Below are 12,572 nucleotides of genomic sequence, written 5' to 3'. Positions count from 1 at the left end.
CTGGTGAGGTGGGGGGCTGCGGTGGTGAACCCGACCGGGCGGGCTGCTACCTAGTTGGGCAGGCGCACCGGCATGACCAAGTACCGGTAGTCGTCCTGGTCTTCACCGTCGGCATCGACCTGTGCCGTGATCATGGCCGGCTTCGGTGCCGTGGTAAAGGAGAACCGGACGAACTTGGTTTCGATGACGCTCAGGCCCTCGATGAGGTAGTGCGGGTTGAACGCAACCGTGATTTCATCACCTGTCAGCTGGGCTTCGAGCTCTTCCGAAGCCTGGGCGTCCTCGCCTGTGCCGGCGTCGAGGTGAAGCTGGCCGTCGGTGAATGCCAGCCGGACCGGGGTATTGCGCTCGGCAACCAGGGACACACGCCGGACCGCTTCGACCAGTTCCTGGGTCTGCACGGTGGCGTGGATCGGGGTGGCGTCCGGGAACAGCGAACGGATCTTCGGGTAGTCGCCGTCCACCAACAGGGACGTTGTGGTGCGGCCGCCGCTTTCGAAGCCGATGAGCCGGCTGTCGTCGTCGGCCAGGGCAAGGTTGATGTCGCCGCTGTTGCCCAGCGTTTTAGCAACTTCGTTGAGGGTTTTGGCCTTCACCAGGGCACTGGTGGAAATCCCGGGGGTGACAGGCTTCCAGGGCACTTCGCGCATGGCCAGGCGATAGCGGTCCGTGGCCAGCAGGGTGATGAGGTCGTCCTCGATTTCCATCCGGACGCCGGTGAGGATCGGCAGCGTGTCGTCCTTGCTGGCAGCGATGATCACCTGGGAGACGGCCTGGGCGAAGGAATCGCCCGGGACGGTTCCGCTGATGGTGGGCAGCGCAGGCAGCGGCGGGTATTCGGCCTCAGGCATGGTGGCCAGGTGGAAGCTGCTGCGGCGGCAGGTGAGTGTGACTTTGTTGCCGTCGGTCTCAACGTCGACAGGAGCAGATGGCAGGCTGCGGCAGATGTCCGCGAGGAGCCGACCGGAAACCAGGATGGTGCCCTCAACGCTGATGTCGGCCGGGATCTCAAGGCGGGCCGACGTTTCGTAGTCGAAGCTCGAGAGGCTGACGGTGCCGGCTTCGGCCTTGAGGAGGAGTCCGGAGAGCACCGGAACCGGCGGCCGCGGAGACAACGACCGGGCGGTCCATGTAACGGCTTCTGCCAGGACGTCCCGTTCGACTCTGAACTTCACGGAAGGGTGCCGCCTTTCATTGCTGCTGCCATTTTCTCAACGGGAACCCCACAGGGAGTTCAAAAAACCTTGCCCCCGGACACCGGAACCTGCATGGTCCGCGCTTGCTGAACCACAAACAGACCCAAGGATGGGAGCGCTGCTGACAGCTTAGCCGGAAGATTGAGGATTTCCCCATCCCCGGCCGGCCCGGAGGCCCCTCGGGGCCGAGGCCACGAGGCTCTGTGCGGCGGGGAACGAGATTGTTGTTTGAGGGAATTTCAATTTTTTGGGATTAGTAGTGTTAATAACTGCTGTGGAAACTGTGGATAACCCTGTTTCACGGTGCGGTTCCGCGGTTAAGCCCTGTTCATCCGTTGTGGGCGAAGCAGGTTTTAAACAGGGTGTGGATGGGGACAACTTTTTCGGCCGTTTCGCTGATCCACAGATGCCTTAAGGGTTTTAAGCCCATTAACCGTGGTTGTCCCCTTAACTATCCACAGGCTTATCCACATGTGCCTGTTAATAAGGTAAGGAGGCGGGGCGGAAGCCCGGCTTAGGAATCCCGCTGCTGCTGCTTGATGCGGTTGGTCAGCTCCGTCACCTGGTTGTAGATCACACGACGCTCGGCCATCAGTTCGCGGATCTTGCGGTCTGCGTGGATCACCGTGGTGTGGTCGCGGCCGCCGAGCTCCTGTCCGATCTTGGGGAGTGACATGTCGGTCAGCTCGCGGCACAGGTACATGGCGATCTGCCGCGCCGTCACCAGGGTGCGGGTCCGGGACTTGCTGCAGAGTTCCTCCATGCTGAGCTTGAAGTAGTCTGCCGTCTGCGTCAGGATCTGCGCCGAAGTGATCTCCTGGGCGCCGTCGTCCGTGATGAGGTCCTTGAGGACCATTTCGGCGAGGGCAACGTCCACCGGCTGCCGGTTCAGGCTGGCGAACGCGGTGACACGGATGAGTGCGCCTTCGAGTTCACGGATGTTGCTGGAGATCTTGGATGCGATGTACTCCAGGGCGTCGTCCGGTGCGGAGAGGCCTTCGCTGAGGGCCTTCTTGCGGAGGATCGCGATGCGCGTTTCCAGTTCCGGCGGCTGGATGTCGGTCAGCAGGCCCCACTCGAAGCGGGACTTCATCCGGTCCTCGAACCCGGCGAGCAGCTTGGGCGGCTGGTCGGAGGTGATGACCACCTGCTTGTTGTTGTTGTGGAGCGCGTTGAACGTGTGGAAGAACTCCTCCAGCGTGCGGTCCTTGCCGGCCAGGAACTGGATGTCGTCGATCAGCAGGACGTCCACGTTGCGGTACGTGGTCTTGAAGCTGGTGCCCTCATCGTCCCGGATGGAGTTGATGAAGTCGTTAGTGAATTCTTCGGAGTTCACGTAGCGGACCCGGATGCCGCTGTAGAGGCGGCGGGCGTAGTGCCCGATCGCGTGCAGCAGGTGGGTCTTTCCCAGACCCGAATCACCGTAGATGAACAGCGGGTTGTAGGCCTTGGCCGGCGCCTCGGCAACGGCGACGGCCGCCGCGTGCGCGAACCGGTTCGACGAACCGATCACAAACGTGTCGAAGACATACTTCGGGTTGAGCCGGCCGAATTCGTGGGAGGTACTCGGCAGCATGGGCTGCGGCTTCTGCTCCACGGTGGGATCAGTAGCGAGGGAAAGTTCGACGGCGGGTTCGGGCTCGGTGTGGAGGGGAACCAGATCCGTGTCCACATCGATGGCGCAGCGAATGTCGTCGGAGAAGACGTTGTGCAGGGCGTCGTCGAGGGCTTCCTTGACCTGGGTCTGGAGCACTTCGCGGGTGAGTTCGTTGGGCACTGCCACCAGGAGGGTTGAGCCGATCAGGCCCTGCGCCTGGGCGAGGATTACGAAGCCGCGCTGCCGGGGTGAAACCCGGTGGTCCTGCTCCAGAAGACTCACAACCCGCCGCCAGGAACTTCCGACAGTATTCGCGTGGTTGGCTTCGTCTACTGTCATCAATCAGTTCCTCAAACTTGCTTGCCTGCATTACCTGCAGCCACAAGTCCTGAACCAGGGGTCTGGTTCCGGCTTAATCCACAGGGTTATGCACAGAGCGTGGATAATCGGCTACTGAGCCACTCTAGGGGATGAAAAGCCTAGAAGATAGCTGGGTACAGGCTTGTGGATAATTACACCGTTGTGGTTCGAAATCGCGCCTTGTGAGCCACTTCATCCACAGGCTGTGGGCAGAGGTTAACCACAACGGCCGGAGGGTGGTGAAGACCCACCCGGTTTGACTACGCGACGCTTTTTGGCCTAACGTTGTGAAGTCCTTTGTGTCCGCTTTTCGACCTCATTTGAATCTCTCTGACGTTCTGCGTCCTACGAGCCGAGGGCAGCGTGTGCACATACAAAACTTAGCGTCGGCCAGTTCTTCCCCTTTTTGATCGGGTGGGCGCACCTTTGATCCACTGGAGTAACTAACGTGAGCAAGCGGACTTTTCAGCCGAATAACCGCCGTCGAGCCAAGAAGCACGGCTTCCGCCTTCGTATGCGTACCCGTGCCGGCCGTGCCATCCTGGCAGCCCGTCGTGGCAAGGGCCGCACCGAACTGTCGGCCTAAATACACTGACTCGTCGGTCAACATCCCTTTGCGAGTTTAAAGGTGCTAGCCACCAGGAACCGTCTGAGGACCCCAACCGATTTTTCAACAACTGTACGTTCGCGTCCGCAATGGACGCCGGAACGTAGTGTTATATACGGTAGCTATTGCTGCTGACGAACCAAGCCGGATCGGATTCATCGTTTCCAAGAGTGTTGGGAACGCTGTTGTCAGGAACCTCGTTAAGAGGAGACTGAGGGAAGCCGGCGCTTTGTCGTTGCAGGAATACGGTACCGGGTTCGCCATTGTGGTCCGGGCACTGCCTGCGGCCGCGTCTGCCAGCTGGGACCAACTGCTGGCAGACTACAACGCCGCTCTGGAAACGACCATGAAACGGCTGGGCGGCCGCCTTCCTCGGGCCGCGTCAGCGGTTTCACGGGAAACAACACAGGAAGGGACACCGCGTGCGTAACCCCATTGCCGCCGTCGTCCGCTTCCTAAAACCAACAGCGGTCCTCGTTGGCAGGACGCTCTGGAACCTGCCCCGCAACTTTCTCATTCTGCTGCTGATGACCTACCGCAAGGTGATTTCGCCCTTGTACGGACAGGTCTGCCGCTTCTTTCCTTCGTGCTCGGCGTACGCCCTCGAAGCAATCACGGTGCACGGTGCCGTGAAGGGAAGCTGGCTCGCGGCCCGGCGCCTGCTGCGCTGCCATCCTTGGAACGCCGGTGGTGTGGACCACGTCCCCGCCGGCCACCGCCACTGGCCTGAAAGCCAGACCCCCACAATTGTTGTACTGAACAACCCGGACAAGTACCTGGCTGCACAGTCTGATGGAGAAGGCCGCTCTGCGGCCTAACGAATAGGGATATCGTATGGACTTCTTTGAAACAATCATGTTTCCGTTCAAGTGGCTGGTGTCAGTCATCATGGTGGGCTTCCACGAAGGCCTGAGTGCCATTGGCCTGCCGGCTGCCAACGGCTGGACGTGGACGCTGTCCATCATCGGGCTGGTGCTGGTGATCCGTGCTGCCCTGATCCCCGTGTTCGTCAAGCAGATCAAGGCCCAGCGCGGCATGCAGCTCCTGCAGCCGGACCTGAAGAAGCTGCAGGACAAGTACAAGGGCAAGACAGACCAGCTGTCCCGCCAGGCCATGGCGCAGGAACAGATGGCCATGTACAAGAAGCATGGCACCAACCCGTTCTCGGCCTGCCTGCCCATGCTGATCCAGATGCCCTTCTTCTTCGCACTGTTCCAGGTTCTTTCGGGAATCACCGCGGCCCGTACCAAAGGCGCCGGTATCGGGGCGATGAGCCACGAGCAGGTTGTGCAGTTCGACGATTCCAGCATCTTCGGGGCCACGCTTTCGGCTTCCCTCCTGCACGGCGGCGCGGGCAACCAGACCGCCGTCTGGATCCTCTCGATCGTGATGATCCTTGCCATGACGGCGTCGCAGTTCATCACGCAGAAGCAGATCATGGCCAAGAACATGTCCGAAGAGGCCATGGCCAGCCCGTTCATGCGCCAGCAGAAGATGATGCTCTACATCCTGCCGATTGTCTTTGGCGTGGGTGGCATCAACTTCCCCATCGGTGTCCTCATTTACTGGACCACCACCAACCTCTGGACCATGGGACAGCAGTTCTTCGTCATCCGCCGCATGCCGACGCCGGGATCCCCCGCCGCCAAGGCCCTCGCCGAGCGCCGTGCCGCCAAGGGCCTTCCGGCCCTGCCCATCCTGGGAGGCAAGAAGGCCGACGTCGAGGCTGAAGCTGCCGCTGCCGCCGCGGTTGCCGAGGCCAAGAGCCAGCGCATCCAGCCACAACGCAAGAACAGGAAGAAGAAGTAATGTCTGTCGATAGCACCGAAAACGCCGTTTCCGCCGAGGCCATTGAAGACCAGGACGACGCCCAGGACGAGATCCAGGATGCTGGCAAGGGTTCCTCTGCAAGCCGGCTGGAAGAAGAAGGCGACGTCGCAGCAGACTACCTCGAGGAACTGCTGGACATCGCCGACATCGACGGCGACATCGACATCGAGGTCCGGAACGGACGGACCTACATTTCCATCGTGGCCGAGGAAGAGTCAGCCGGGCTTGAAAGCCTTGTTGGCCGCGACGGGGAAGTGCTGGAGGCCCTGCAGGAGCTGACCCGCCTGTCGGTACTGTCCGCCACCGAGAACCGCTCCCGCCTGGTCCTGGACATCAACGGATACCGCCAGGAGCGCGCAGGGCACCTGCAGAAGATCGCTGAGGATGCAGTCGCCTCCGTGAAGGAGTCCGGTAACGCAGTGGCGCTGGAACCGATGAGTGCGTACGAACGGAAGATTGTCCACGACGCTGTGGCCGATCTGGGTTTCGTTAGCGAATCCGAAGGCGAAGGTGCCGGGAGGCACATCGTTGTTTCCGCAGACTGAAGACGCCGGGACGCCGACAATGGTTGACATTACTGCCGCGGAGCTCAAGGCGGCCGAGGCGATCTTTGGTGATCGCCTGGAACTGGCCAAGCGCTACGTCGAACACCTGGCCACGTCCGGTACCGAGCGGGGCCTGATCGGCCCCCGCGAAGTGCCGAGGCTTTGGAGCCGCCACGTCTTGAATTGCGCCGTCATCGAGCGTGAGATTGCCCAGGGCAGCCACGTTGCGGACGTTGGGAGTGGTGCCGGGCTGCCGGGTCTATGCCTCGCAATAGCACGCCCTGACCTGGAACTGACGCTGATTGAGCCGCTGGAACGTCGCGTGATCTGGCTGCAGGAGGTGGTGGACGACCTCGGACTGACCAATGTCACGGTGATGCGCACCCGAGCTGAACTTGCCGTGGGTATGGTGAATGCCGATGTCGTCACTGCCCGTGCGGTGTCCGCATTGTCCAACCTGGCCGGGTTGACCATCCCCCTGCTCGCGGGCAAGGGCGAGGTGGTGGCCATCAAGGGACGCAGCGCCGGAGAAGAGATTGAGAAGGCGGCCAAAGCCATCCGCAAGCTCGGCGGCGTTCAGACATCTGTGGTGGTAGTCGGAGAAGACCTCCTCGAGGAGCCCACCACAGTAGTCCGAATCATCGTTAATAAGTCGCAAAAGATTGCCTAGCCGCTGGCCCGGTGCCGCGGGACTTTTGGGGGAAGCGGTTAGGCTAGTGAACGGCAGAAAAAGCCGAATGAGAGTGAGTGTGTCACAGTGACCAGTAGCGAAGCCTCCACACAGCGGATACCCCCGTTCGTGTCCCTGGGGTCCGCGCGGGCTATGGTCGCGCCCTCAATTGCGCCGACTGACTCGTGGAATCACCTGAATTCGGTTGCAAATCGTTCCAAGTCGGCCGCGGTTTCACGTGAAACTGCCGGACCGGCCAGCGGGAACATCATGGACTCCATTGACGACTCGAGCCCCATCGCCCGCGAACTGGCCCACGAAAACAAACGCCGTGAACGGTTGATCGGCCGCCAGCTTCCGAAGCCGGAAAAGACCCGTGTCTTCACCGTCTCGAACCAAAAGGGCGGGGTCGGCAAAACAACCACGACGGTCAACATTGCAGCCGCACTCGCTGCTGCCGGGCTAAACGTCCTGGTCATAGACATTGATCCCCAGGGCAACGCCTCAACGGCCCTGGGCATCGAACATCACGCAGATGTTGACAGCATCTATGACGTCCTGATCAACGACGTCCCCCTCAAGGACGTTGTGGCCCAGTGCCCGGACATTGCAAACCTGATTTGTGCCCCCGCCACGATCCATCTGGCCGGCGCGGAAATCGAGCTCGTTTCCCTAGTTGCCAGGGAACAGCGCCTCCGCCGCGCGATTGACGTCTATGCCAAGGAACGCCAGAAGGCCGGCGAGGCGCGTCTCGATTACATCTTCATTGACTGCCCGCCGAGCCTGGGCCTCCTGACGGTCAATGCCTTCTGCGCCGCCAGCGAGGTCCTGATTCCCATCCAGTGCGAGTACTACGCCCTGGAAGGTCTTAGCCAGCTGTTGAAGAACATCGAGATGATCCAGAAGCACCTCAATGCCGAGCTGGTAGTTTCCACCATTCTCCTGACCATGTACGACGGTCGTACAAACCTTGCCGCGCAGGTGGCTGCAGAGGTCCGTCAACACTTCCCGGAACAAGTTCTCGGTGCCGTGGTACCACGGTCGGTCAGAATCTCGGAAGCACCCAGTTACCAGCAGACTGTGATGACTTACGATCCGTCCTCCAGCGGTGCACTCTCCTATCTGGAAGCCGCAGCGGAAATCGCTGAACGTTAGAATTTTCAACAATTGCACTAGCCAGAGCCGGATCTGCCGGGCTCTTCCATTGGAGGGATTTATCCATGAGCGATAAGCGACGCGGCCTCGGCCGTGGTCTTGGCGCACTCATTCCAAGTTCCGCTCCGGCTAACGCATCCGGAAACGGCGCAGCGCCTTCACGCCCAGTGGACCTGTTCTTTCCTGAGGCCCGGAAGACCGCTACCGCAGTCCCCGCCATTCCCCTCGAGGAGGACACAGCTCCTCCGGCAGCACCGGCACCCAGGAAGTCCGCCGGCGCTACCACGCCGTCGGAGCCCAAGCCTCCGACCCGGAAACCTGCGGCCAAGTCGGCTGCCAAGCAGACAGGCACTGAGTCGTCCGAGGAGCGCCCCGACGTTTCTGCATCAGCGGCGGGGGCCTCCGACGCCGGACCGGAACTGGTGGAAGTCCCCGGCGTCCGGTTTGCGGAAATCCCAGTTGGTGACATCCACCCGAACCGCAAACAGCCTCGGTCCGTCTTCGATGAAGACGACATGGCGGAGCTCATTCACTCTGTCCGTGAAATAGGCGTCCTCCAGCCAATTGTGGTGCGTACTTCAACCGAAAAGGGTGGCGAACCCTTTGAGCTTGTTATGGGTGAGCGTCGCTGGCGGGCAGTACAGGCCGCGGGGCTGGAAACCATCCCTGCAATTGTCAGGGACACCACTGATGATGACCTCCTTCGGGACGCCCTTCTCGAAAACCTTCACCGCAGCCAGCTGAACCCTCTGGAAGAAGCGGCCGCGTACCAGCAGCTGCTCGAGGACTTCGGTACAACGCATGAACAACTTGCCGACCGCATCGGCCGGTCGCGGCCCCAGGTGTCGAACACGCTGCGCCTGCTCAAGCTGCCGCCGTTGGTGCAGCGGCGCGTTGCCGCGAGCGTTTTGTCCGCTGGCCATGCTCGCGCCCTGCTTGCTCTTCCCGATGCAGCGGCGATGGAACGCCTGGCGCAGAAGATCGTCGCTGAGGGAATGTCGGTTCGTGCAACCGAAGAAGCCGTCACCCTGTACCAGAGCCCGGGCACGCCGGCCAAGAGTAACGTTCCCCGCCCTGGTGCTCGTCACGAACGCCTGGATTACCTCGCGTCCTCCCTGTCGGATCGGCTCGATACCAACGTGAAGATCTCTCTTGGTGCCCGGAAGGGCCGCGTCAGTATCGAGTTCGCCAGCGTTGAGGACCTGAACCGGATTATGGAAGTTTTGACGCCCGGTTCTGAGAACTAGATATTTAGCAGAACGAGGGGGCTTGTTTCACGTGAAACAGGTCCCCTTTGTTGTGTCCAGACAGCTGTGTACTCCTTACGGGTGCTGCGCCCCCTCGCCTCGGGCATCGGGAGTGTTCCCGCAAGCCATAATCGCCTGGGACGTTAGTTTGGGGATCCTGTGTCCGGCCCATCCGCTGAATTGGTGTGACTTGGTGGTGAAAGGGATTGTGCCTAGGCCGCTTTTGCGTGGTTTTCGGATCGTTTGGAGGCGCCGCGCGGGTTTCCTCGCAGACGGTACGAGCGCCGTGGGGCGTCGACGTGGCTCCTGGGGCGGGGACGGGCAGCTAGCGCGTGGATTGGGCCCCTGGACTGCAGTTGGCCCCTAGGGGGCGCGGGGTAACGGACGTCCCCCCTTGGTGCCAGCGAGGATGGCCTGTACCCGTGCGGGTCCCTACTTGCGTGGTACCGACTATGCCGACGGGCCGAATGCGTGCCTGTTGTCGGCGGCGTGACCTAAAGGGCGGAGGTGGATAGCTTCACCGGTCACCGTGCGTAATCCACTATGGTGCAGCTCTGTACCCTATGGCTTGTTGGTTCGGCCTAAACGGACGTCCTTTGTCGATTCGGCCGCCGCGGTCCGGTTGAGTTGATCCCGTTTAGTCACGTTCATCGGCAGGGGGTGGTTACAGTGCCAAAGTGCGTGGAATTCCTGATGGGCAGCAGGTGTCTCTTGGCGGGGTGAAGTTGAACTACTGGACTCCGGTCGTCGATTGCTCTTTGGGTGGTGGCCTCCGACCCACCTGTCGGGGATGAGGTGGTTGTGGTTGGGCGGTTCGGTCCATCTTGATGAGGCGGGTTGGCTTTGTGCGCCCCGCTACGCATGTCGCGCCAATCCCCCGTCGCTTTTGTACGACGGGATCCCCCAAACATCCGGCGGCTCAATCGTTGCCCGTAAGGGGCCCTCTTTGGCCGGCGCCAGTACCAGGCTGCCAGTACCGGGCTGGCTCACGGGATGTTTCACGTGAAACTACCGCACTAGGGCCGCGTGGTGGGTCCTCGCGGTGTGCCCCGTCGCTCTGCGCGACCCTGTTAGCCTGCTTGTGGCTCGGCTGGGACGCTCTTACGGGGTTCGCCTGGTTAGGCATCAAACATCACCGTCACCTTCAGCACGGCTGCGTGGCAGCTGAAGGACGCTGGTTACTGGGTTACCCATCGCCCGGCTGACTCCATGCGGAACCCCCGTTCAGTACGAGTCTGAGTTTCGGGGCCGCCAGTCCCCGCCCTTCTGGCTTATGCTCATACGCTCGGAAATCGGCCCGAGCAGGATCATCAGTCCAGGCCAGATGTTACCGGTGTTGCTGCTCGCTTCAAACCCGGCCAGTGGTGCGCAGGCCATCGGCCGGTGCTCTTTTGCTCCCCCAGAACGGCGCGATCCCCGGCATCAAGACAATTATGCGGACGAGCTGCCGTCGCACCCGGGAACGAGCCGCCAATGTTTCACGTGAAACCAAGCGATCATTGGTTAGATAAAGTCATATTTATGGATCATGATGGACAGGCTCACAAGGCCTTGGGATAGGCCCGCGTGGTGGAGCGTCCCCAGTCCAACGGCAACTTGATCAGCTTGGCTCATTCGTCGGCCGGTGGATGGGTGCAGTTCTAGAGGAAAAACCGACATACAGCGTTCCGGCCATGAGCCCGTGGATACCGGAGAGGCTTCTTGGATGAATGGATCCTCCCGGGTGAGTGGACATGTGTAGTAACTGGAATGCGTCGGGATGTGGCCTTGGGCATCCGTGAGGTTGCGCGACGTCCGTGACCACCGCTCCGTGGGCGGTTCCGCTTTTGCCGGGGTTCTTTGGTTCCCCCTGGCGTGGTTTTTCGATCGGCTCCACAGAGTGCCGGAACATGCGCACCAATCGGCGGGTCTTTCTACAGCGCAGGCACCCATCGGACTCTTCTGGCCTACCCTGGGGGCCTGACGTGGTTCGGGGAACTGAGTCACCAAGGTAAGAAGCCAGACGCTACGACATCCCGAGTGGCGCCAACTGCCGCCTGTTTGGGACTGTACAGCTTTCTGGGCTTATGTGTCGTGCGTTCCTCAGACGGCACGGCATCAACTCGAACGGACCAGGAGACTCAGCAAGAGCCCATCCAGCTGGAGATTCGACGGCTCAGGCAAATGTGCTCTGGACCATGTGCCGGCTGACAGGTGAGGCACCAGCCCTACACAGGCAGGAACCATGTGCATGTGGGGCTTCGTGGCAGATGCTCTCCGCCGATTCACAACCGCCAACGACCCGGCGTCCCGGCGGTCTACCCGCCGGCATTCCAGAAAGGACTGGGAGATGGTGTTCGGCGCAGTGCAGAGCTGGCATCTTGGTGGGCGTCAGGTGCAGCCGAAGCTACTCCGCATAGTCGACGGCCGCAAGGTCTTCGCTTTCCGAAGTTGGAACTGGCTGCGTTCACTTCGGGCAGTCCCCCTGTCGTGGCGTGGAGACACCCTCCCCACGACCCTTGAGGCTTCGGGTCGCGGCATCGGGTGCGGTGTGGATCCGTGGATAAGGAGTGCATAACAAGGTGGATATCTCTGTGGATAACTTTGTGGACAAATTGGCGCCGATTGAGTCCTTGGTGTGGATTGAGACCGCGGCACCATCGCAAGTAGCGACGCTCTCAATTGGCCGCGGGGGTTCGTTTCACGTGAAACATCGCAGATCTCTGTCTCCTGTCCCATAAACGGGGGGCTCATCGGGTAAATTCCCGCGAATAACACCAAAAGACGCCTATTTGGGTAATGCATAGAGGGTCCAGAAGGCATCCTTCACTCGGACCGCAGTAAGTGACACGCGCCACATGGCGACCGCTGCGGTCGGACGTGGAGAATATGTTCAAAGTCACGAAGTGTTGATATCGTCGACGGCTGTGGACAAGCCTGTGGAAAACTTCTGTGGAGAAATGCTCAACGGGTGGGGACAACCGTGGCCGAACCAGGCAAGGAAGACGAAACGAACTGCCCGGCTGGTGCTATTTTTCGGACTATGCAGGACAGTCCGATCCAACCTTCCTTTGACGACGTCCCCGAGATCTCGCCTATTTTGGGGGTGCTGGCATCATCGCAAAAGTTCCCTAGTCCAGTCCGAGGGGCAGATCACCGGCCACGATCTGGGAGACGCTCTTGTACCTATGGAGCTTGCTCCGATGCTGGCTGGATGGGGCGTTAGCGCGGCGGGATATTCTTCGTGGAATCTCCCAGCCTGGCTGGAATTTAGGGACTGTGGGTCTACCTTGATGCCGGTCCGGCCTTCTCACTCCGCCGTCAGCCGGTGTTCTTTTGGGGCTCGCCGAAGGTGGCTGTCGGTCAGACAGACGGGCCATATGACG

The 12,572-nt window shown here is 60.9% G+C and carries 10 protein-coding genes; 8 read left to right on the top strand and 2 right to left on the bottom strand.

The annotated features are described in order from the left end of the window. Positions 1-50 precede the first annotated feature (50 nt). Both dnaN and dnaA read right to left on the bottom strand, forming a co-directional pair. Entirely contained in the window at positions 51-1,175 is a 1,125-nt protein-coding gene (gene dnaN / locus TV39_RS06430; protein ID WP_011689873.1) for a DNA polymerase III subunit beta, read from the bottom strand. A gap of 535 nt (positions 1,176-1,710) precedes the next feature. Next, positions 1,711-3,132 (bottom strand): chromosomal replication initiator protein DnaA, encoded by a 1,422-nt coding sequence (gene dnaA, locus TV39_RS06425; protein WP_043479795.1) that lies wholly within the window; start codon positions 3,130-3,132, stop codon positions 1,711-1,713. A gap of 469 nt (positions 3,133-3,601) precedes the next feature. Between dnaA and rpmH the strand changes: the two genes are divergently transcribed. From rpmH to TV39_RS06390, 8 genes are all read left to right on the top strand, one after another. Next, the gene (gene rpmH, locus TV39_RS21600; protein ID WP_003800212.1) at positions 3,602-3,739 is read left to right on the top strand and encodes a 50S ribosomal protein L34; all 138 of its coding nucleotides are present in this window, start codon (positions 3,602-3,604) and stop codon (positions 3,737-3,739) included. A 127-nt stretch (positions 3,740-3,866) separates the two neighbouring features. Next, on the top strand, positions 3,867-4,190 hold the full coding sequence (gene rnpA / locus TV39_RS06420) for a ribonuclease P protein component (RefSeq protein WP_043479793.1): 324 nt from the start codon (positions 3,867-3,869) through the stop codon (positions 4,188-4,190). After that, positions 4,183-4,578, top strand: coding sequence for a membrane protein insertion efficiency factor YidD (gene yidD / locus TV39_RS06415; RefSeq protein ID WP_043479792.1), 396 nt, complete (start codon positions 4,183-4,185; stop codon positions 4,576-4,578). The genes rnpA and yidD overlap by 8 nt, the downstream gene beginning before the upstream one ends. 16 nt (positions 4,579-4,594) lie before the next feature. Then, a complete protein-coding gene (yidC, locus tag TV39_RS06410; RefSeq protein ID WP_043479786.1) occupies positions 4,595-5,569 on the top strand; it encodes a membrane protein insertase YidC in 975 nt (324 codons plus the stop codon). After that, positions 5,569-6,135, top strand: coding sequence for a Jag family protein (locus TV39_RS06405; protein ID WP_043479784.1), 567 nt, complete (start codon positions 5,569-5,571; stop codon positions 6,133-6,135). Before yidC ends, TV39_RS06405 begins: the two co-directional genes overlap by 1 nt. Before the next feature lie 19 nt (positions 6,136-6,154). Next, complete coding sequence (gene rsmG / locus TV39_RS06400) at positions 6,155-6,805, top strand: 16S rRNA (guanine(527)-N(7))-methyltransferase RsmG (RefSeq protein WP_043479783.1); 651 nt, start codon at positions 6,155-6,157, stop codon at positions 6,803-6,805. 87 nt (positions 6,806-6,892) lie between these two features. Continuing rightward, positions 6,893-7,960 carry a ParA family protein gene (locus tag TV39_RS06395; protein WP_082049536.1) on the top strand — a complete coding sequence of 356 codons (1,068 nt, stop codon included), beginning with the start codon at positions 6,893-6,895 and terminating at the stop codon, positions 7,958-7,960. A gap of 65 nt (positions 7,961-8,025) precedes the next feature. Then, on the top strand, positions 8,026-9,207 hold the full coding sequence (locus TV39_RS06390; RefSeq protein WP_043479781.1) for a ParB/RepB/Spo0J family partition protein: 1,182 nt from the start codon (positions 8,026-8,028) through the stop codon (positions 9,205-9,207). The last annotated feature ends 3,365 nt before the right edge of the window (positions 9,208-12,572 follow it).

Origin of the sequence: Arthrobacter sp. SPG23 (assembly GCF_000876655.1) — a bacterium.
Lineage (GTDB): Bacteria > Actinomycetota > Actinomycetes > Actinomycetales > Micrococcaceae > Arthrobacter.
This window is presented reverse-complemented; position numbering and strand designations above follow the sequence as displayed.

Coding starts and splice junctions, on each gene's coding strand:
- rsmG (WP_043479783.1), top strand. CDS start 6,155: ATGGTTGACATTACTGCCGCGGAGCTCAAGGCGGCCGAGGCGATCTTT.
- TV39_RS06405 (WP_043479784.1), top strand. CDS start 5,569: ATGTCTGTCGATAGCACCGAAAACGCCGTTTCCGCCGAGGCCATTGAA.
- dnaA (WP_043479795.1), bottom strand. CDS start 3,132: ATGACAGTAGACGAAGCCAACCACGCGAATACTGTCGGAAGTTCCTGG.
- yidC (WP_043479786.1), top strand. CDS start 4,595: ATGGACTTCTTTGAAACAATCATGTTTCCGTTCAAGTGGCTGGTGTCA.
- TV39_RS06390 (WP_043479781.1), top strand. CDS start 8,026: ATGAGCGATAAGCGACGCGGCCTCGGCCGTGGTCTTGGCGCACTCATT.